At 29.2% G+C, this 22,341-nt stretch carries 23 protein-coding genes; 7 read left to right on the top strand and 16 right to left on the bottom strand.

Annotated elements, in window-relative coordinates; all coding sequences use genetic code 11:
- The first annotated feature begins 173 nt into the window (after positions 1–173).
- Positions 174–1,985, top strand: a complete 1,812-nt coding sequence (gene dnaG / locus J3E06_RS03770; protein WP_013179481.1) for a DNA primase DnaG — start codon at positions 174–176, stop codon at positions 1,983–1,985.
- Positions 1,986–2,084: 99 nt separating this feature from the next.
- Here the strand turns inward: dnaG and J3E06_RS03765 are convergent, their stop codons facing one another.
- The 5 genes from J3E06_RS03765 to J3E06_RS03745 form a co-directional block, all read right to left on the bottom strand.
- A complete protein-coding gene (locus J3E06_RS03765; protein ID WP_013179480.1) occupies positions 2,085–2,381 on the bottom strand; it encodes a UPF0058 family protein in 297 nt (98 codons plus the stop codon).
- Between the two features lie 304 nt (positions 2,382–2,685).
- Positions 2,686–4,014, bottom strand: coding sequence for a UbiD family decarboxylase (locus tag J3E06_RS03760; RefSeq protein WP_013179479.1), 1,329 nt, complete (start codon positions 4,012–4,014; stop codon positions 2,686–2,688).
- Between the two features lie 188 nt (positions 4,015–4,202).
- A complete protein-coding gene (locus J3E06_RS03755; RefSeq protein ID WP_013179478.1) occupies positions 4,203–5,753 on the bottom strand; it encodes a phosphoadenosine phosphosulfate reductase family protein in 1,551 nt (516 codons plus the stop codon).
- 114 nt (positions 5,754–5,867) lie between these two features.
- Positions 5,868–7,106, bottom strand: a complete 1,239-nt coding sequence (gene thiI / locus J3E06_RS03750; RefSeq protein WP_418904711.1) for a tRNA uracil 4-sulfurtransferase ThiI — start codon at positions 7,104–7,106, stop codon at positions 5,868–5,870.
- A gap of 383 nt (positions 7,107–7,489) precedes the next feature.
- Positions 7,490–8,707: an FprA family A-type flavoprotein gene (locus J3E06_RS03745; RefSeq protein ID WP_013179476.1), complete on the bottom strand. Its 1,218-nt coding sequence runs from the start codon at positions 8,705–8,707 to the stop codon at positions 7,490–7,492.
- A gap of 365 nt (positions 8,708–9,072) precedes the next feature.
- Here J3E06_RS03745 and J3E06_RS03740 point away from each other — a divergent pair, with 365 nt between their 5' ends.
- The 6 genes from J3E06_RS03740 (at position 9,073) to J3E06_RS03715 (ending at position 16,455) form a co-directional block, all read left to right on the top strand.
- Positions 9,073–10,242, top strand: a complete 1,170-nt coding sequence (locus J3E06_RS03740) for a tRNA lysidine(34) synthetase (protein WP_157209389.1) — start codon at positions 9,073–9,075, stop codon at positions 10,240–10,242.
- A gap of 348 nt (positions 10,243–10,590) precedes the next feature.
- Positions 10,591–12,252: a radical SAM protein gene (locus J3E06_RS03735; RefSeq protein ID WP_013179474.1), complete on the top strand. Its 1,662-nt coding sequence runs from the start codon at positions 10,591–10,593 to the stop codon at positions 12,250–12,252.
- A complete protein-coding gene (locus tag J3E06_RS03730; protein ID WP_013179473.1) occupies positions 12,212–12,772 on the top strand; it encodes a hypothetical protein in 561 nt (186 codons plus the stop codon). The genes J3E06_RS03735 and J3E06_RS03730 overlap by 41 nt, the downstream gene beginning before the upstream one ends.
- Positions 12,773–13,245: 473 nt before the next feature.
- Positions 13,246–14,403 carry a quaternary amine ABC transporter ATP-binding protein gene (locus J3E06_RS03725; RefSeq protein WP_013179472.1) on the top strand — a complete coding sequence of 386 codons (1,158 nt, stop codon included), beginning with the start codon at positions 13,246–13,248 and terminating at the stop codon, positions 14,401–14,403.
- 193 nt (positions 14,404–14,596) lie between these two features.
- Positions 14,597–15,433, top strand: coding sequence for an ABC transporter permease (locus J3E06_RS03720; protein WP_013179471.1), 837 nt, complete (start codon positions 14,597–14,599; stop codon positions 15,431–15,433).
- A gap of 101 nt (positions 15,434–15,534) precedes the next feature.
- A complete protein-coding gene (locus J3E06_RS03715; RefSeq protein WP_013179470.1) occupies positions 15,535–16,455 on the top strand; it encodes a glycine betaine ABC transporter substrate-binding protein in 921 nt (306 codons plus the stop codon).
- A gap of 809 nt (positions 16,456–17,264) precedes the next feature.
- On the opposite strand, the gene J3E06_RS03710 is transcribed toward J3E06_RS03715, so the two are convergent.
- From J3E06_RS03710 to J3E06_RS03660, 11 genes are all read right to left on the bottom strand, one after another.
- A complete protein-coding gene (locus J3E06_RS03710; RefSeq protein WP_013179469.1) occupies positions 17,265–17,549 on the bottom strand; it encodes a DUF3060 domain-containing protein in 285 nt (94 codons plus the stop codon).
- 225 nt (positions 17,550–17,774) lie between these two features.
- Positions 17,775–18,353, bottom strand: a complete 579-nt coding sequence (locus tag J3E06_RS03705) for a hypothetical protein (protein ID WP_013179467.1) — start codon at positions 18,351–18,353, stop codon at positions 17,775–17,777.
- Complete coding sequence (locus J3E06_RS03700) at positions 18,350–18,565, bottom strand: hypothetical protein (RefSeq protein ID WP_013179466.1); 216 nt, start codon at positions 18,563–18,565, stop codon at positions 18,350–18,352. Before J3E06_RS03700 ends, J3E06_RS03705 begins: the two co-directional genes overlap by 4 nt.
- Before the next feature lie 8 nt (positions 18,566–18,573).
- Positions 18,574–18,711 (bottom strand): hypothetical protein, encoded by a 138-nt coding sequence (locus J3E06_RS03695; protein WP_013179465.1) that lies wholly within the window; start codon positions 18,709–18,711, stop codon positions 18,574–18,576.
- Entirely contained in the window at positions 18,708–19,265 is a 558-nt protein-coding gene (locus J3E06_RS03690; protein ID WP_013179464.1) for a hypothetical protein, read from the bottom strand. The genes J3E06_RS03695 and J3E06_RS03690 overlap by 4 nt, the downstream gene beginning before the upstream one ends.
- Complete coding sequence (locus J3E06_RS03685) at positions 19,258–19,686, bottom strand: hypothetical protein (protein ID WP_013179463.1); 429 nt, start codon at positions 19,684–19,686, stop codon at positions 19,258–19,260. The genes J3E06_RS03690 and J3E06_RS03685 overlap by 8 nt, the downstream gene beginning before the upstream one ends.
- 12 nt (positions 19,687–19,698) lie before the next feature.
- A complete protein-coding gene (locus J3E06_RS03680; RefSeq protein ID WP_013179462.1) occupies positions 19,699–20,103 on the bottom strand; it encodes a hypothetical protein in 405 nt (134 codons plus the stop codon).
- Position 20,104: 1 nt separating this feature from the next.
- Positions 20,105–20,563 carry a hypothetical protein gene (locus J3E06_RS03675; RefSeq protein ID WP_013179461.1) on the bottom strand — a complete coding sequence of 153 codons (459 nt, stop codon included), beginning with the start codon at positions 20,561–20,563 and terminating at the stop codon, positions 20,105–20,107.
- Positions 20,564–20,572: 9 nt separating this feature from the next.
- A complete protein-coding gene (locus J3E06_RS03670; protein ID WP_013179460.1) occupies positions 20,573–20,884 on the bottom strand; it encodes a hypothetical protein in 312 nt (103 codons plus the stop codon).
- Positions 20,885–21,039: 155 nt separating this feature from the next.
- The gene (locus J3E06_RS03665; RefSeq protein WP_013179459.1) at positions 21,040–21,864 is read right to left on the bottom strand and encodes an ATP-binding protein; all 825 of its coding nucleotides are present in this window, start codon (positions 21,862–21,864) and stop codon (positions 21,040–21,042) included.
- Positions 21,854–22,318 (bottom strand): hypothetical protein, encoded by a 465-nt coding sequence (locus J3E06_RS03660; protein ID WP_013179458.1) that lies wholly within the window; start codon positions 22,316–22,318, stop codon positions 21,854–21,856. Before J3E06_RS03660 ends, J3E06_RS03665 begins: the two co-directional genes overlap by 11 nt.
- Between the last annotated feature and the right edge of the window lie 23 nt (positions 22,319–22,341).

The raw sequence follows: 22,341 nt of genomic DNA, 5'->3' as shown, positions 1-22,341 counted from the left end.
ATGATTCTAAATTATTGTAATATTAATATATTTGAATATTAATATATACTGATATATAAATTAGATACTGTAAAGTAAATTAATAAAATAATAAACTGATGTTAGATATAAATAACTACAATTATAATTCTATTTATTAAATTATGAACTATGAAACTTATAAGAGGATTATTATGGATTTAGGTACAAGTAAATATATTATATACGCAGAATTAATGGCTGACGGTTATGTGGAGAAACACGACGTTATTGGTGCAATCTTTGGGCAAACTGAAGGTCTCTTAAGTAATGAATTGGATTTAAGGGATTTACAAAAAAGTGGAAGGATTGGCCGTATTGATGTAGAACTTGAAAATATGGGTGGTAAATCTCTTGCAAAAATTACCCTCCCTTCAAGTTTAGATAAGGTTGAAACGTCGATACTCGCTGCCACTCTCGAAACTATCGATAGAGTGGGTCCTTGCTTAGCCACCGTCAATATTACGAATGTAGAAGATATTAGAATATCTAAAAGGCACTACATTACTGAACGTGCTCAAAATATACTTAAAAAATTAATGGACGAAATGGCAGATTCCTACGAAATAACCGATGAAATAAAGGAATCACTTAGGGTTCAGGAAATTTTAGAGTTTGGCGAAGAAAACTTGCCTTGTGGCCCTAATGTAATACATTCTGATGCCATAATCGTAGTTGAAGGTAGAGCGGACGTCTTAAATTTACTGAGATGTGGGATTAAAAACGCCGTAGCTGTTGAAGGTACATCGGTTCCAAAATCAATAATCGAATTAACCAAAAGAAAAACTACTACTGTGTTTACTGATGGAGACAGGGGCGGAGAACTTATATTAAAAGAGTTATTACAAACTTGTGATGTAGACTACGTTGCAAGAGCGCCTTATGGTAAAGAAGTTGAAGAAACATCTAAAAAAGAAATATTAAAGTGTTTAAGGTCTAAAATACCGATAGAACAATATAATATCAATACAGAAGAACTTAAAAATGATAAATACGAAAAATATAACAAATACGAAAAACCGCATGGAAATGGAAATGGAAATGGAAACGGGCATATTCAGGGTGCTAAAAAACTTGAAGAAGTAGCAGTACAGTCTTCACAGCAATCTAAAGATAAACCAGAGGGTTTTGGATACCATAAGTATAAAAAAGAATTAAATTCTAATTTAGAACATATAAAAGAAAATTTTAGTACATCTCAGATATTAAATGAAAAAACTGAAAAATTTGAAAAATCAGCATCTTCGGAAAATTATCTAAAGAGTGATGGAATCATAGACGTTGATAAACTAAATGAAGAGTCTAAAACACTTAAAACAGGTTCTAAAGAAAAAAATAAAGATAAAGATACTACATTAGGGGTTGAAAAATACAAAAAATCACCTGCAGAAGTGAGTATAAAAACTTCCAATTTAGAAGCTGTGGAAAAAGAAAAAGAAAAAGTGTTTAAAAAGTCTGATGACTTATCAAAAAAGGAAACTGAAAAAATTGAGAAAATCGAAAATAAAAATAGTAAAATTAAATCAAAAAACGATGTTAAAAAAGTTTCTAAAGATACCAGTGGCGAATCTGAACTTAACATTGGCGAATTAATAAGTAAAGATTCAAAAAACAAAGAATTGGTTGAAAAATTAATACCTGCCAAAGAATTAAGTGCTGAAAACGAATTACAATCAGTTATTGATATTAACAACATAATCAGTGTAAAATCTATCGTTGATAAAATCCAAGGTACTGGAATGGTAAGTTTAATACACGAAGGTGTGGAAAAACTTATAAATATCGACGAATTAATGGATAATCCAGAAATAAAAGATAATGATGTGATAATTTTAGATTATCCAATAAATCAGCAAATTGTTGATAAATTATACGATAAAACTAAGTTGATTATTGGTAAAAACGTTAATGTATCAAAAAGACCGTCAGAATTGAGATTACTTTCATTCAATGAATTAAAAGCGTAAAATTATTTACAATCATAAAATATTTATTTTTTTTATTTTAAAATATATTAAAAAAGATTATTTTATTATTATTATTATTATTATTTTATTATTATTTTATTATCTTTTTTTTCTTGCAATTTCTTTCCCAATTTTTTCCCCAGTATCTTTTAACCTACTTGCAACACTTCTCGGAACATCTCCTTTTTCAGACAAGATTTTCCCAATAATGCTTGACAATAAAAATATTGCATAGGTATGCTCTGATTTTGTCCTATGAATGTGATGAGGTCTAATATTTAAATTGTCATATTCCTCAAAACTTTCTCCTAAGTTATCCTCCCCAAAAGTAGTGTATAGGTCCTTTCTCATATATACCAAAAGTTGATGTAATTGAATTAATTCATCCTTATGCATTTAACCACCACGATAAATATAAAATATGTGCCATATATATGCACATTTAACATTAACAAAATAAAAAATACTAAAAATATATAATAATTTGATAATCAATTTAATCATATATTTAATAGTATTCTTATTATTAGATATTGTTTTTAGGTTAATCATATTTAAGGATATCTTATATATTGAAATATTTTTGAATTTTTAAAAATATAATCAATCCTAAATGTTAATTATTATATTCCAATTGGAAAATTCAATAAGTATTTTTTTTTAACTTACTTTAACTTACTTTAAATTAAATATCTCAAATTTATTTTATATCGGGAATTACAGCCCTTACAAATTCTTTTTTACCTTTTATTAAGTCCATAGTAGCATCTATTCCCATTTTTGACGTTAATTTCATTTTATGGTCTGCAGAAGGGTCTAAAGATGAGCCTTTTGCACCATCTACGATTATAACATCTTTTGCACTTTGAACTCTTGTAGCAATTGCATACTCTACATCTATTGGATTGTAGATATCTATATCATCATCAACTATTACAACGTGTTTTAAACTTGGGTGAGCCGCTAAAGCTGCTAAAATTGCATTTTTACCATCGCCCTGTGTTTTTTTATCAATAGATACGACTGCGTGCAACCAGCAACAACCACCTTCGGTTAAAGCAACATTTTTAACAGATGGTACGGTGTTTCTAATACCTTTAAACATTCTTGGCTCTTGAGGTAAACCCATTAAAATCTTATGTTCTGTTCCACCAGGAAGTAAAGCGTGGAAAATTGGGTCTTTTTTTGTCCTAAGTGCGGTTATTTTAATTACTGGCTGTTTTCTGATAACGTCGTAAGTTCCTGTAATATCCACAAATGGACCTTCGTCATCATTTTTATTAGTTATCTTACCCTCTATTATAAACTCAGCTTCTGGAATTTCTAAGTCTACCGTTTTACCTTTAATTGTTTTGATAGGTTTGTTCATTATTGCGGAAGCATATTTTAACTCGTTGAAAGATACATCTCCGGAAGTTGAAGCTGCCAAAAGTAATGCGGGCTCTACACCGATTACTATTGCTACATCAACGCCGTCTTTACCTTCTTTTATCATATTTTCGATATTTTTGTTATATATATAATGGAGGTGTCTCTGTTCAACCATCCTAATTACTAAATTTCCATCTGGTCTTACTAAAATTCTGTGTATTGAAGCATTAACTCCTTCGTCTTTATCCTTGACAATTACGATACCTGAAGTTAAGTAAGGTCCTGCATCTTCACCGTAATAAGTAGGAATTGGATAATCTGTTATTTTCTTTACGTCATCGTCTACGTATTGCTTCTCAAGTTCCTCATCCAATACAAGTTGACCGTTTGGTTCGTTTTCCATTGCTTTAATCATATGATTCATTAATTCATTTGGCTTTATATTTAGGCTCTTTGCTACATTCTCACGAGTGCATAAATTACCAACTACTTTATAACCGCCAACGTCATTAATCATTAAGGTGTTAACAGTGGTTTTATCATTATCATTCAATATTTTTGAAATTTCAAATACTTTGTTTGCGGAATCAATTTTTATTTTATCCAAGGAATTTATAAATTTTCTGTAATCACTTTCCATATTTTCAGTATTTCCCATAGTATCACTTATCTTTTTGTGAATATAATTTAATAAATTTATTAAAAATATAGTATTTATAATTAAGGTGTGTTTTAAGATATAATATACAATAGAATTATAAAAAATAGGATTAAATAAACTATAAAAAATAAATAAAATAATAAAATAATAAAATAATAAAAGAATAAAAGAATAAAAATATTTAATTAATTATTATAATCACTATTATCTCTTTTCTTACCATCTTTTGGATATTTCAATTTCCAACCTTTTTTAACCCATTCTTCATCATAATTGTTTTCTTTTGCCCAGTTCTTTAAAAAGTTTTCCCACTTTTCCCATAATTCTGCATAATTACGCTTTATAAGCTCAATTTCACCGGTTTCCATTGCGGGACACATAAAACAACCTACTCTATCAAAATTTTGCTCATAAAGTACGTTGTAAGGTGCTTCATTTCGGAATATGTAAATCCATACGTGCATAGCTGTCCATTCCAATATTGGAGCTGCAAGTGTTTGCTTTTTAATATTTGGGCTTTGCCAAATTCTTGGTTTCTTTGAACGGTTAATGGATTCATATTTTCGTAATCCTACAAAAGTGAGGCAACCTTTTGGATATTTAGAGTCTATCAGCTCGCCCAAAGGTCTTAATTTACATTCCTCACTACACCACCTATTGTCTCGGGAAGGTGGACCATATTTCTTTGCTAATTCCCAGAAATCGTTTGATTTAGTCTTTAATATTTCTTTACCATAATGCTTTTCCATCATATCTATATTTTCGAGTGTCTCGTTAAATTCGATACCTGTATCATTGAAAAGTATTTCATAATTTATCTGTGATTTTTCAATTTCAGGGTCGTTATTAAATGCTTTTTTTGCAAGTAAGTAAACTGCTAAACTATCTTTCCCACCAGAATAAGCCACTGTTGTAGGTAAATTTATTTTTTCAGCAGTATTTCTCATAAAACCTACAGATTGAGTCTCAAATTTATCCATTGGTGTTTTATTTGCTTCGACCATTGTTTTAAAATCTGAATGAATAGGATTGATATTTGCAGGTTTTGGCTCTTCAGACTTTCTTACTTTTGCAATCATTCCCTTTTGAGCTTCAATAATTTCATTATAATTCATTCTGGCTTTACCAACGCCTAAAATGTCCATTTTTTTTACATTTATTTCGAGAGGGGTTTTTTCTAATAAATCGGTGTATACGCCTTCAATATTACCATATTTACTTATTAACTCTTCATTTTCCACTAAAATTATTACATCGTCGTCTATTTGTATATCATTTGACGCATAAGCTAAACCAGGTCTTAATATTGAAGCACCTTTTAAAATATATTTTGGTACATCGTGTTTAACGATTATCACTTTTTTATTCAATGTGTTTATAAACCTTCTTGCACCTTCAATCGTGGGAATAACTTTCCATTGGCTTTTTTTCTCATTATAATTTAATATACCTACAACTTGCCCATCGATTATTATTTCCTGCATATATTCTATGCCAGGCACTTTATTTACCAAAGTTATCTTATTTTCGAAGAGATTTTCGGTAATTCCAAATTGATTATATAATGTTTCATTTATTAAAGTTATATCATTTTCAAAAGCAGGTCTTGCGTCTGCAGGGGGTGTTATTTTTACTTCAAAGGTAGGATTGCCACATTTTGAACATTTCTTATCTAAAACTGGCACGTTGCAATTTTCACACCATCTTAAATGAATTTTTCCTAAAACTGTTTTCATACATTCACCATAAAAAAATAATAAAAATAAAAGTTAAAAACTAATTAATAATTATATGACTATTTATTAATTATTTATTAATTATTTATTACTTATTTATTACTTATTTATTAATTAATAATTTTCTTCTAATTTATTTTTTAATAATAATTCTTCAATATTGTTAATTTCATTTTCCTTTGCATCAGTTGCTGGGAATTTTGGCACCGCAAAACAATGTAATTCTTTACTTATAGATATTTGAAGCGTACCGATTTTTTCGGCCAATCTCATAATTTCTACCTTATCAAAACCGATTAAAGGTCGTAAAACTTGCAAATTAGTGCAATTACTGATTACTCGTAAGTTTTTAAGCGTTTGAGAAGCCACTTGTCCCATATTGTCCCCGTTTATTATGGCATCACACTTATATTTATATGCAAATCTTTCAGCAATTTTTAACATTCGTCTCTTGCAGAAAATGCAGGTATATTTTTCTTTTTTTAATACGGTTAAATCGTCCTTTATACCTTGCAAAGTCTCTTTAAAGTCTACTTCAACGTATTTTAAGCTGGGGTCGTAATCTTTTAATACATTTACTAATTTTTGAACTTTTTCAGCCCCTTCTTCAGATGTTTTCATATGTAAAAGCACTAATTTACATCCTCTTTTTGCCATCATAAAAGCTGAAACTGGGCTATCTATACCATCAGATGTTAAAACTAAAACTTTTCCTTGTGTTCCTACAGGTAAACCCCCAATACTTTCAATACGCTCGCTAAATATAAACGAATAATCGTTTAAAAGTTCTATATCTATAGAGATATCTGGATTTTCCAAATCAACCTTTAGGTCGTATTTACCACCCATTTCACCCCCTACGGCCATATTAACTTCCAATGAATTCATAGGGAATTTTTTCTGCATTCTTTGAGTTTTAACTCTAAAAGTGATTTTTTCATTATTATTTTTATCGTTTTTATTATTTTTATCGTTTTTATTATTCATATTATTTAATCGCTTTTCTACTTCTTCGAAAGCTTTTTCTTTTATTTTTTCGATAGTAGGCTCTTGTATTACAGTGCAAGGGCTAAAAGATACTATACCTGGTGTTTTAGATAACAATTCTTTTAATTTATTTTTATTTTCTTCTTCTGTTGCTACAAGTAGTCTGGTGTGCAATAAATATACGTTCACATTAAAACCATACATTTCACAGACTGATTTAATATTTTTTGCGAGTAAGCGCTCAAATCTGTGCATAGTTTGCCTTGATTTTGTGCCAATTTCACCATAACGTAAGATAAAATATTTTAAATTTAAATCTTCATTATCTATTTTTTTATTTAACTCTTCAATTTGTTTCTTTTTTATTTCTTGTCTATTTGCTTGTTTTTTATTTGCTTGTTGTTTTGTTTCTTCCAATTTTTCACGTCCAAATTCATACTCTTGATATATCGCATAATATTAATAAGTTCAAAATCCATAATGTCAAAATAGGTTAATTAATATAAAAATAGATTACCAAATATTTAAAGATTTATTTAAATTAATGTGCATATTTCATAATAAATTATAAAAATAAAAAAAGTTGTGGGCATATATATCTATTAAAATCAAATTATTTATAAAAAATTAATAAAATTAATAAAATTAATTTGGGCATTAGGCATATTATATGATAAGGGTAATTTAGTTGTTTATTAGTATTATTAGTATTATTATTATTATTATTATTATTGGTATTATTGGTATTATTATTTAATTTCATTTGCTAATTTTTTACCAATATTATAACAGTTTTCCAATTCTTCCTCATTTGGAATATAGTATAATTCATAATTATCTAATACATCAAATCCTGAATCTTTTAATTCATCTGCAATGAAATTTATAGCCCCTCCACGTCCCCCCATAGAACCAAACACGACAGATTTCTTTTTATAACCAGTTCTTGCAAATCTTAAGCCTTTAATATAGTACATTAAATCTCCAATACTTGGATATGGTACGTCATTAATTGTCGGAATTCCAAATAATACTGCCTTACTGTCCAACATATCCTTTACTATTTCGCTTCTCTCGTCATTGTGTAAATTATACATTACTACATCTATTCCTTCACTCATTAAACCTTCTGCCAAAGCGTGTGCCATTTTTTGAGTTGAACCGTGCATGGTGTCGTATATAATCGTAGCTTTATCATCACATTTACCAGTTGCATATTTTTGATATTCTCCAATAACTTTCATAGGATTTGTCCAAATCTGACCGTGTGATGGAGCTATAAGTTTTATTTTATCCAATAACCCTAATTCAATAACTTCTTCAAATTTTTTGAGAACTAATTTTGACAGAGGCGTTATTAAATTAGCGTAAAACTTCTTATTTGCATCTAATAATACATTTTCAGGTATTTCATTATCATATCTCTCAGAGAAACATAAATGTTGCCCAAAAGCATCATTTGAGAATAAAATTCCTTCTTCGTTATATAATGTAAACATACTATCTGGCCAATGTAATAATGGTGCTTCAAGGAATGTTAATGTTTTACCACCTAAATCTAAGGTTTCAAGCGATTTAATAACCTTAAAATCTGCACCTTTTAAAGCAGGATAATGTTTTAACAAACCTTTAACTGCCACTTCTGTACAGTATATGGGTGCTTCAGGGAATTTTTTGTGTATTTCAACCAAAAGACCACTATGGTCTTTTTCCACGTGATTTTGAATAATTAAATCAATTTTAAAAGGTTTTCCCTCTTTTTCACAGGCATCTTTTATTCTACCCCACATCTGTGCTGACTGTCCAGGATAAGCGTTATCTATCAGTACAGTCTTATCTTCACCAAATACTAAATAAGCGTTGTAAGTAGTACCTTTTAACGTATAACCGTGATACATTCGTATATCCCAGTCCATAACACCCACCCAATAAGTGCCGTCTGATATCTTAAAAGCATCTGCTTTCATACTGATTCACCTCATATAATATATGTTGTACTTTTTATTGTACGTTTTATTGTATTAGTATCTCTAAATAATATCTATGTAGATAATCTATATATTATATTAATGGTGTGTAATTCGTCTTTTTCTAAAAAAAATTAACGAATATCGGATTATTCTTAATTAACCCTCTTTAATAGAAAATAATCTAATTTATCAGCCGTATGCCATTAATATTTTTAATAGATTGATAATCATATATTTTATAAATTTAGATATCAATATATAGATAAACTACATAATTGATAAAAATTAAACTAAAATAAAATAAAATAAAACTAATTTAAAACTAATTTAAAACAGATTGCATATTAAATATGGGTGAAGTTATGACTAATTCTAAAAATTATGAATTTAATGATAAAGATAATAAGGACTATAAAAATAATGATTACAAAATTGATTACCCTATTGATATTAAAGAATTAAAAAAATATTGTAATCCCTCATATATTGTAATAAGAAACGATAAATTAATTGTTTCAAATAAGAGATATGCAAAATTATCTCGGGAAAAAATGAAGAAAATTGAAAAAGATTTCGGGATACCCGTTGTTTATTCTCGAGTCTATGAAGAAATTTCTGAAAAAATGGGTAGATTTGTAGCAAAATACAACATTATAAACCCTCGAAATAAAATCATAGTTGGTTTGAGCGGTGGTAAAGATAGTATAGCTTTAATGCATCTTTTAGAACCTTATCGCCGTAAATTTGGTATATCCATTACTGCAATTACGGCAGATTTAAATATTAATGGTAAACGACCTTGGGGAAATATTGAGGAAAATCCTAACTTAAAAAAAGTTCATAAACAATGTGAAAATTTAAACATTCCTCATAAAATCATTAGCCATTGTGGAAACGTTGTGGAAATGTCGAACTATTTAACTGAAAATGCCAAAATAAAAGGTATGGAATACTCCCCTTGTTTTTCCTGCTCACTTACAAGACGACATATAATTACAAATTATATTCACGAACATTGTAATAATAATTATAATACTTATACCAATACCAATAATACAAATAATAACAATGGAAACGATGAAAATAGGGAAAATAGGGAAAATAATAGAAAAAATGCGGAATATAAAAATTATAAAGTAGCTTTTGGCCATACTCTTGAAGATAATTCAGATACAATACTTGCAAATATGTTTAAAGGCGATAAAATAAAATCTTTGGCACCGATAAAAAAATTTACGCCTATGAATATATCATTTGAGGATTTTGGTTTTGATTTGGACTTAAAACCTTGTACAATCATAAGACCGATATTAGCAATTAAGGAGGAAAAAATAATCAAAGCACTTGAAGAATGTGGACTTTGGTATTACAAAGATAAAGATGAATGTCCATATAGTAGAGCTAACGGCGATGGAATTAGAAAAAGAGCCCATTTTGTATTAAAAGACCTTGAAAAAAGTATACCGAATGTGCGAGAAATGGTTATTTCATCCACCTTAAAAACAATTGGGGATAATTTTGAATCTGAATAAAATATGTTTTCAGTTAGTAAATTAACCTAAAAGGTTAAAGCCTCAGAGCTCATACGGTTCATCATACATATTCATACTTGATTGAAAAAGATAATAAATACCATTTCAATAAAAATGAATATTCAGATAGCTTAATTCATCATCGGCTTAAAACTAATTTACCATATTGTTAATTACTATTGTTAATTACTATTGTTAATTAATATATATTATTATTCTATTTAGAATTAAAAACTTAAAAATAAATTTAAAAATTTAGTACAAAAAATATCAAATTATAAAATAATAAGTTGATGAATTGATAAATTAATAAAAATAAAAAAATAAATTTAAAAACTAAGGGAAATTATGAGATTTTTAATACTTGATGGATACACTGACGAACCTGCAGGACTTGGAGTTCCCCCTTATATGGGCACCTATCCCCGATATGTTGCCGGGGTATTATATAAATATAAACAAGAAGTCCATTATACGACTATTGACAAACTTAGGGAAGATTTAAAAGAATATAATGGCAAAGGAATTGATTATTTAAATAGATATGATGCCATAATTGCCATTTGTGGATTTCACACACCTGGAAAGTATATTAATGCAAATCCTGCAACCCTTAGGGAATTTGTTTCACTTATGCACAATTTTAAAGGATATAAAATGCTTGGCGGTCCTGTAGCCACTAAATTCGGGTCTTCTATGGAAGGCGGTAAAATAAATAATGACGATAATTTAAAATATTTCTTTGATTTTGTAGTTGAGGGAGATATTGAAATTGTATTAAATGACATAATTTCCGAATTTGTGGAAAATAAGTTAATCGATACAAATAATAAAAAGGATACTGTTTCAAAAATAAATTTAAAAATTAATCCGTTAAAAACACGTAAATATGATGAAATTAGCGAATTTGCGATATTGGGGGCAAATATTGTAAAAATGCACCCGAATTATCCAAATATAATATTAGAAATTGAAACATATAGGGGTTGCTCCCGTGCTTTAAGTGCCGAAGGAAATAACTTTAATGATAATTACGATAGTAATTGCAATTGTGGATGTAGCTTCTGTACAGAACCAAAACGTTATGGAAGCCCAAAATTTAGAATTATTTCAGATGTAATAGACGAAGTAAAGGCACTTGCACAAAACGGTATTAAATATTATCGTGTAGGTCGTCAACCGTGTATATTTTCATATATGAGTGAGGAGTCTGAAAAATACGAGATACCTAAACCAAATCCTGAAGCACTTGAAAAATTGTTTAAAGGTATAGTCGATGTAGCAAATCCCAAAATACTGCATATTGATAACGCAAACCCTTCCGTAATTGCACGGCACGAAATAGAAAGTCGAGAAATTGCTAAAACACTTGTAAAGTATTGTACGGGTGGCAATACTGCAGCTTTTGGTGTTGAAAGTTTTGATAAAAAAGTTATTGAAAAAAATTGTTTACTTACAGAACCTGAAGATGTGTTTAACGCTGTACAAATACTTAATGAAGAAGGCGGTAAAAGGAGCGATACAGGACTTCCTTATTTATTACCCGGTATAAATCTATTATTTGGACTTAAAGGAGAAAATAAGAACACTTTTGAAACAAACTACGAAAATCTTAAGGAAATATATGACTTGGGTTATATGTTAAGAAGGATAAACATACGTCAGGTTGTGCCTTTCTTTGGTACGAATATTACTGAAAAAGATATCAAAAAAGCTCAAAAATTCAGACATAAGTTTTTAACATTCCGTGAGAAGATTAGAAATGAAGTAGACAATCCAATGTTAAAAAGAATGGTTCCAAAAGGTACGGTTTTAAAAAACGTGTTCATTGAACTTAAAGAGCGAGATAATTTATATTTTGGTCGCCAATTTGGAAGTTATCCTTTACTTATAGGGATTGATACCTCAAGCGATGAAGATAAAAAAATTATTGAAATAGGGAAATACTTTGATATTGAGGTAATAGGTTATGGTAAGAGGTCCATTACTGGAAAAATCATTAAAAACTAAGAAAAAACAGAAAAACAGAAAAAACAGTACATATACTTCCATATTTATTTTAATAATATGTTTTTCTTTACTACCTCCTTTTTTAATTTCATTTTGTGGGTGTATAGACAATTCCAGCAATAAAATTTCAAGTTATATCTATGAAATTAATATTTCTGACGATAATCAAAATTTAAAAAATAACGAATATAGTGAGTATAATAATCATAATAATCATAATAATCATAATGAGTATAAAAAATATTTATTAAATTTAACATTCTACGACAATGAAAAAGTAAACATTTATTTAAAAGATTTAAACGATAATAAATCAAATCAGATACAAATACCGTATAAATTTGAAAATAAAAGTAATAAGTATATTATATCATATTTGTTAAAGGATACTGGCGAAGGTATAGATATAAACGTTCAAATAGATAAGAATACGGGTACATTGAATTTAAAATCCGATTATCTTTTAAAAAAGGGCATATTTTCCAATGAAACCAAATTTAATGTTTTAAAAGTTGAATAAAACATTTAAACAGATTATTATTTGATTAAATTTACTATAAATACTATTTTATCAATTAAATGTACATAATACATCTTATTTTTTATGAAATAACCCATAAATGTTATTTTAATAGTAAAATACGGGTTATATATTTAAATGTGATTTTTTTACAGTATGCCGTACATACTACTACTTATAGGGGTATTCCTATTCATTTTATAAATCTTTAGAAATAAGGCATATTATGAAAAAATATGACATATTCGGGGTTTTCAAAATTAATAGTATATAAACTTTTTCCCATAATTATATAAAGGGTAAAAAATAAAATAAAGATTATGTTTTTAATCGTGATTTTAAAAAATCGTTTTTAAAATTATATTTAAAATTGTTTTTAGATTTACAATTCAGACTTACAAATTATATGGAAAAATTACGAAATATTAAAAAATTATTTAAAATCCATATTTTTTTATTTTAGAGGAGATTTAATGACACTTATAGAAGTAAATAAGTTATATAAGATTTTTGGTAAAAAGCCTGAAAAAGCTTACCCTTTAATCGAAGAAGGGTTAAATAGAACAGAAATCAAGGAAAAAATTGGTAATGTGGTAGGCCTTAGGAATATCAATTTTGATGTTGAAGAAGGTGAAATATTCGTTGTAATGGGTCTTTCAGGAAGTGGTAAGTCAACATTATTACGATGTATAAACAGATTAATCCCTACTACGAGTGGTAATATATTAATCGATGGTACGGATATCTGCACATTATCGAAAAAAGAATTAAGAGAAATTCGAACAAAGTATTTTGGAATGGTTTTTCAAAAATTTGGATTATTACCGAATAGAACTGTTTTAGATAACGTAGCGTTAGGATTAGAAGTTCAAAAAATGCCTCAAAATGAACGATATGAAAAATCTGAAAAAGCTATTGATTTAGTTGGTTTATCAGGCTGGGAACAGAGTAAGATAACAGAGTTAAGTGGCGGTATGCAACAACGTGTGGGTATTGCAAGAGCTTTGTCAATCGACCCTAAGATATTATTAATGGATGAGCCATTTAGTGCGTTAGACCCTATCATACGGGTAGAAATGCAAGAACTATTGCTTAAAATCCAAAAGAGAATGAAAAAGACTATTATATTTATCACCCACGATTTAAATGAGGCTATTAAACTTGGGGATAAAATTATGATATTAAATGAACAGGGAGAACTTGTTCAAATGGGTACACCGGAACAGATACTTTTAGAGCCTGCAAACGATTTTGTAGAGTCTTTTGTTAAAGAAGTTGACAAAACTACAGTTATTAGGGTAGAAATGTTAATGAAAAAGCCAAAAATGACCATTACTATTGATACGGAAATTTCTTCGGCAATGAAGGCTCTTGAAAAATTAGAAATGGATTATGCCTATGTTTTAGACCAGGGTAAATATGTGGGTATTGTTGAAACTGAGCAATTAAAATCTTGCAAATCTGTTGCAGATTGTATTATTAAAACTAAATCTGTGGAAGATATTAAAACAATAAATCAGGTACTACCAGTATTTATAACATCGGAACACCCCGTACCAGTTATTGATATAGATGGTGTATTTATGGGCTATGTAGACTTAAAAGACGTTGTAGAGATAATTAAAGACTAACCCATATTAGTTGACTATATTAGTTGACAAGTTAAAACTAATAATTTAAAAAACGGACAAAAAATTAAAAATAAATCTAAAAATAAATTATAATCTTAAAAATTAAAAATAAAATTGAAACGAATATCGAAATTCAAAATAATGTACAATACATTATTAAAAATGGAAAAACACAGAATTAGAGAGTGAAATCTTGTACGAAGAATTAATTCCTAAAATTGAAATAGGTAATTTACTCGTAGACCTTATTAATTATCTCGTTGATAATTATTCTTGGTTTTTCGATGGATTATCTGAAATTATTAAACAAATAGTAGTTCTTTTTAACGATGGACTTTTAATAATTCCCCCTTTATTATTTGTAGCAATTATAGCGTTAATTGTTTGGAAAGTTGTTAATTTAAAAACCGTTCCTTTTACAATTGTATTTTTGTTGGCAATTATTAGCATGGGTCTTTGGGAAATCTCAATGAATACTCTTGCTTTAATAATAACGTCAACTTTAATAGCGTTGATTTTTGGTATACCATTGGGCATAATGAAAGCTCGAAGTAAGAAAGTTGAATTATTACTTAACCCATTGCTTGACTTTATGCAAACCTTGCCATCTTTGGCGTATTTGATACCTGCCGTATTATTCTTTGGTACTGGTGTTGCTCCAGGGGTTTTGTCAACAGTCATATTTGCTATGCCCCCCACTATTAGATTAACCGCTTTGGGTATTGAACAGGTTTCAGACCAGCTCGTAGAAGTTGGGGAATCTTTTGGGGCAACTTCTTGGCAGATATTGACCAAAATAGAATTACCTACGGCTATGCCTTCCATACTTATGGGAATAAATCAAACGATATTACTTTCATTCTCAATGGTTGTAATTTCTGGATTTATTGGTTCAGGTGGATTGGGAGATTCCATTATCTCTGGAATTCAGAGATATAGTTTAGCCCCTGCACTTGAAGCGGGCATCGCTGTAACATTTTTAGCAGTGATTTTTGATAGAATTACCAGAAATCTTGTTAAAAATAGTTAATATTGACAATAATTGTATTAAATTTATTAATTGATATTAATTGATATTAATAAATATTAATCAATATTTATTTAAATTATAATAAAATCAAAGGTGTTAATTTGGATATTAAACCAGTGAATTATTTAAAAAATTCAAATGTTGCAAAAATATTATTAGTTGCTTTAATTAGCATAATGGTATCATTTGCAGGATGTGTTGGGTCTGATGATACAGCAGACAAAACTGACGAAAAAGTCGTAAAATTAGGATTACCTCCTTGGCCAGGAGTTACAGTTAAATCAGAAGTAGTAAAAGAAATCCTTGAATCAAAAGGATATACTGTTGAATTAGTTAAATTAGATGCAGGTATTGTTTACGCCCAATTGGCCGATGGAGAATTAGATGGTACACTTGCAGGTTGGTTGCCAGTAACCCACGCAGAATATTGGAAACAGTACGGTGATAAATTAGATAAAGCAAACGCTAACTTAGATGTAGCTTGTGTTGGTTTAGCCGTACCTAATTACGTATATGATAGTGGAATAACCACCATTGCAGACTTAAAAGGTAATGGTGATAAATTTGATGGCACAATCATAGGTATTGAACCTGGTGCTGGTGTTGTAATAAACACTGAAAAAGCAATTACTGATTATGAATTAAATAACTACAAGTTAAAAACAAGTAGTACTCCTGCTATGATTGCTGAATTAGATAAATCAATTAAAAACGAAGAGTTTGTTGTAGTTACACTTTGGGAACCTCATTCCGCATTTGTTAAATTTAACATTACAATGTTGGAAGACCCTGAAAATGTATACGGCGGTACAGAACAAGTATATACCATCGTTAGAAAAGACTTCAAAGATGATAATCCAGAAGTATACTCATTCTTCCAAAAATTCAATATATCATCTGCTACACAAAGTGAATGGATATATAAATACAGTGATTTAAACGAAGAACCTTCAGAAGTTGCTAAAGAATGGGTTGCAAATAACCCTGAAGCAGTTGCAGAATGGACAAAAGATATGAATTAATTATATAATTAAAATTATTAATTCAAAATACTTTTTTTCTTTTTTAATTGATTATTTACAGATATTGTTAATATATCATATATTATTTTAAAATACATTAAAACAATGATAAAACAATGCTAAATTAAAAAGAAGCTATTTTATAAATTTTATAAATTTTATAAGTTAAAAGATATTATATTCTATCGTATCCGTATGTATATGTATGCATATCTTAGTTTTTTACACTATTTTAGCAACATACTACCATATTATGAAGTTAAACCTTTAAAACCATATGAATTAATACATCATAGGAAAGTATTGCAGGTTTTTTAAAGGATTACGAAACATTTATTTTAACCATTAATTTTAAAAAAAGCACATTTTACAGTTATTTGACGTTAGTATATAAAGCAGACAAAATGTATATAAAATGGTTTATATCACGTCGACAATTGTATTAATCGCATAATGTACTTATTTTAAATAGTTAGTAGTTCAAAGTATATATTGTACTATTTATTGTACTATTTAGTACGTTGGTTTTTTATTAGTTGGTATTTAGAGTTTTTAAAACTCTAAATTATTAACTTTAACGTGTTTCATCCTTTTTTGTAAAATTAATTTACCAACTATATAATAATTAGACAACTTTTTATATATAAATATTGGACATCATCATAAAGCGATATATTTATATAGCTATCTTTCAAAATAGATTATTGTATATAGTCGACTATGTACATCGTTTGAGATTTTAACCGTATGGGGCTAACCACCCCATACTTTTAATTAATAAAAAAACTATTTTAAAAAAGATTAAAAAATTAATAATATATTATTTGTACATCTATTCCACTATGGTCAATGTATGGAGTTTGACCTTCAGGTATTTCAACAATATTATCTATACCACTTATGGATATACTATTAACTGTCGAACCTTTAGCAACTACAATATGGTTATCTATTCCACTTATCTCAATATCTAAATTCTGACCTGAAACAGTACGTTCCGTATCACTACCACTTATAGATATTTTATTACTTGTACAACCACTAATTAAAACAATTCCAAGTAATCCAATTATTAAACATAATTTTGTTTTCAAAATATCACCAATATATCATATAATATTATAATATATTAGGGTAACTTAATTAACATTTTAAAATAAAAATAATTAAAAAAATAATACAAAAATAAATTAATTAACTATTATTTTATAATTTTCATTCTTGAACCTCTTCGGTAGGTTCTTCTACTGGTGGGGTATATTCTACTTTTTCCCCATTTTCTATTTTAAAAATTTTTCCAAGTTCATAATTATAAAATATCATTCTATCACATCTATAAAATCGGTAGGGTCTGTGTCTACGGTTCTTTTTGAAAATATTTCAATTTGACCCTCTCCAACACAGAATATTAGATTATTTTGTGTCGTTGTATCTTGGGGGTATTTACTAAAATTTTCTGTAAAATTTTCTGTAAAATTTTGAGTTTGATTAATTTTTGTAATATTTCTTTCGAATAAATCTGCTGAACCGTTTGTCGTCGCTGTATACGTTGAACTCTCGTTCTTTTCTAATATTAGGAATATTCCGCCGGATATTCCATTACTGAAAAATATTAATTCGTCGTCTTCATATATTGCTAAATTTAGTGTGTCTGAGTTATGATATAATATATTAATTTCATTAGTTAATAGTGTATCAATATTTGTTTTAGTTGTTGATAATCCAACTTTATTGGTACTATTGGTCGGACTATTGATATTATAATAAGTACCTTGCCCTGAAATACTTATTATATTTTTTAAATATTCCCCCCCACGGGCGATTAATCGCCCTATATTTTGATGCGGGTAGTTATTCACATAATAATTACTAATTCGTTTAAATTTGTTAATTATCATAATTCACCCCCTATTATCATAGCTTTTCTTATTTTACTTTCTATACTTTCCTTAATCTCCTTTTGAGGGCTGTATAATATCCCATCGACTAAATAATAATAAAATTTAGTATTTTCATCAATGTATAAAATGTTAGGTAGGGGTTGCGAAACACTTTCAATATTTGGGACACTTATAACACTTTGAACGCTTAAAAACTGTGATTTTATCATTTTTCCACCTACCTATATTTTATAAATATTTCTTTTTCATCCGTATTTATTTTAATTGTTGCTTTCTTAATTTTTTGTAAGAAGTGCCATAATAACGCACTTCCACCTACTAAACCCGCCGTTATATACTCTTTAACGTCATTCATAATATCCCCGCTCCCCGGTGGGTAAAATTAGCTAATGTTTCATTTATCTGTTCTTGTTTCTTTTGTTCTTTTTTGGTTTCTGCTTCAGCTTGCTCTTGTTGTATTTCAGACTCTAACTTTACAATAGGTGCACGGTACGATTTTTTAGAATTTTCAATAACTGAACTCGAAAGACTATTAATAAAGTCGCTTGTTTTTGCACTATCTGCAACAACATAAGTATTAGGATGTAAATCTGTATCCATATATCTTAGTCCCGGAGTTTCCCCCGTTGTTGCATTAACTACGTCTACAAAATTATTATTATTTCCCCCGCTTGTTTTCGTTCCTTTTTTTGTATTTACTCCCGAACTTTCATCATCTGGAGGATTATAAGTTTTTGCGTTGTATTCCGGGATTTCTGGGAAATTAAAAACGGGTTGTGGGGTTGTTTCTTCGGGGACTGTATAGGGTACATATTGAACGCTTGCGGGTTGTTCGTTCGTTTTTTCAGATTTACCCGCTAATGCGAATAGTAATAACGCACCGCCTCCTAAAATTAATTTTTTATCCATTTGCAACCGCCTCCGCAGTTTTTCCGCTACTACTTACAAATGCGTAACCAACCGCCGCAATGCCTGCAATTAATGCGATTTTTTTCATGTCGCTGGTGCTGGCGCTTGCGTCCTGGTCTGCTCGTGTTTCTGGTGCATTTGTCGGTGTTGCGGTTGGTTGTACCGTTGGGGCGCTTGCTGTCTTTTGTTCTTTTTTTGTTGTAATTGACCCACCCGGACTATAATACTGTATATTATAGCTTGGATACTGTATTGTCGTAACTGGGGCGTACGTGCTTGTTGTTTGTGTCGTGGTTTGCGGGGCGTACGTGCTTGTATACTGGTTGGCGTTGGTCACGGTTTCATTATCCCCACCCGCCAACGCTCCGGCAACTGCTCCACCTGCTGCAACGCCTAACGCCGCTATTACTGGGGCAACCATATATACCACCACCTATAACCCTAAAATCATTTTAAATGTTTCCATTGTTGTTAATTCTTTCCTTAATATGATTTCTATTTTATTATTATTTGTTTCATTAGAGTTATTTATGATTTTTACACGTCTAAATTTTACATCTAATAATAAACTGTCATAATTACCGGGTATTAGCTTTTTAACCTTGTCAGAGTCTAAATTTAAATTTATTTCTTGATTACTCAAATTTAAAACACTTATCGAGTTGAAATAATTAAATCTTTTAAGTTGCTTAATCTCATCGATATCTACATAATGCGCGTTTGCCTCGCCTGGTTGTAATTCGCCCGGATTAATGATAATTTGATAATAAGGACTTTCTAAAGTATCCTTATCTATTTTACTGGCTGTGTCTTTTATCAATGTGTCAAATAATCCCATATTACCACCTGGTAATAGGAATTTGTAAAACACTATCGCCCAAAACAAAATCAGTATCGGGCATAAATTCAATAACAAGCTTCGAGTTTTCGCCTATTCTTTTATTTCGCTTCACCGGTAAAAAATAAGCTTTTAATCTATCCGTCATAGTGTCTTTTATCATTTCAGTTCTAACTTCTAATTGTCTATCGCTTACATTCTCCCTCGCTGGACGTCTTGAAATTCTTATAACTCCGGATACTTCTGCAGGCGTCTCTGAATTATCTTTTATGATACCGTATAAAATCCCTACGTTCCCGTTGTCATCGCTACCTATTGCTACCTGTTCCTGTACTGGCACGGTAAATTTATATATATCTGTCCACCTACCTGCCTTAATTGTGTCGCCTTTTGCATTAAATTCAAAATCATTAAGCCCCAATACTGAAGGGTCTCCGTTTCCTGGTTTTACTACTGCCATTTTTTCACCTTACATTATGTCTATGTTGTTCGTGTTTCCTGTTCCTGCTGTTGTTTTTGCACCTGCTACGGCGCCTAATTTGGATAATATACCACTACCCATTAATATATCCTCTATGCCGTCGACTGCAAGACCTGTACCTGCATATTTTGCATATGTGTTTTTTGTTCCTGCCAACAATACCGCCCCTAAAATTTTAGGTAAGCCACTTTTTACAGTGCCGTTCCCAATAATAGGGGTTAATACTTGTTCACCTACAACTTTGGAAATCGTGACGATTCCCATCGCTTTAAAGTTAATACCATTTATTGTTTTGGTCATATAACCACCGTTTGAGATTTTTTTATTTATTTATTTACGTTTTTAAATTGTATTTACTAAAATATATCTTAACTGCTTAAATAATCCCAAAAAAATAAAATAATAATTAATAATTATTTTTAAGAATAAAAATAATATTAAAAATAAAAAAATGGTTATTTTTTAAAATTTATATTTAAATCCAATTTGGATTTATAAATTTTTGACATAGGCATATCATAAATAATAAATTCGTGTTCTTCGGCGTTTAAACTTTCAACTGCATTGTAAAGGTCTTTATGTAAATCATTTAAAAATGATTTATCATTTTTACCCGTTAATTTAAAAAATATAATATAATCGGCAATTTCTTTTAAATTAGTATTAAGTGTTGCAGGTCTTCGGGCAACACACACAAATGAGGTATTAAATTTAGCGTGTCGGTGCAAGTCGTTAAGTTCTGCAAGACCTCCAGGCATTCGACTATTATTAGGGGCTATTTTATCACATTCGTCAATTAATAGTAATATAGGGTTTTCACGATTTTTATTTAATTTATTATATATTGAAGAATAAAAACGTTGAAACTCTAAAGCACTATCTGGGAACTGCGTTTCTTTTGCTTGATAACACCTTTTTCCAAAATTATTAAAATTATGCACTAAATCATAAATTAAAACATCTTTTTGATTACTGTATGCCATATGTTTTAATAAAGTTGTTTTTCCTTGCCTCTTAATCCCAAATACGCACATCGAAAAGGGATTTTTAAAATCTATAATATCATAATAATTAACATATTCACTGTTTAAATCTATATTATTTAATTCGTCATCTAAATCAATATTTTGTTTATATTCTTCGTCTTTTTCCTTAAGGTCTTGTTTATCTAATGTATTTTTATAACGTTGTAATGTAGAATAAGGTAATTTTATAGTTCCTGCTTCGTGTTCTTCTAATTTCTTTTTAATAGCTTTTGGGTCTAATGGTTTACGCCCCATTTACATCACCCATACTAAGATTTATTACACTAAGTATATCTTCTTTATTTTCTTTCAATGTAGAAACCATTTCAGATACTGGCATATCCCCATAACTTGATTTAAAGAATTCTAAAGCTTGCAAAAAATTGTCATAAATATCTTGTGCAGATATATTTTTATTTATGTTGTTTGTATTTGAAACGTTAGTTATTTCGTTTGAGTCTTTTTTTACTTCTGTTTGTTTTTCTTTTGAAACTTGATATTCTTTAAGGGGTTGAATATTTTGAGCTTTAGGGATGCCTCGAATAGAACGCCAGTTTTCAAAAATTTTATTTACTTCCTTTAAAGCATCTAAAACGTTAAAGCTATCGCTATCATTATTATAATTCTTAGTTTTATTCTCAATTTTATCAATACCACCATCGGAAAATATACTGTCCAACTTGTCTAAATCTTCAAGATTTAAAACCATATATACCACCGTTTGAGATTTAT

It is taken from the genome of Methanococcus voltae (genome assembly GCF_024807655.1).
GTDB lineage: Archaea > AGJL01 > Methanococci > Methanococcales > Methanococcaceae > Methanococcus > Methanococcus voltae_D.
The sequence above is the reverse complement of the archived record's forward strand: the minus strand, read 5'-3'. Positions and strand labels throughout refer to the sequence as shown.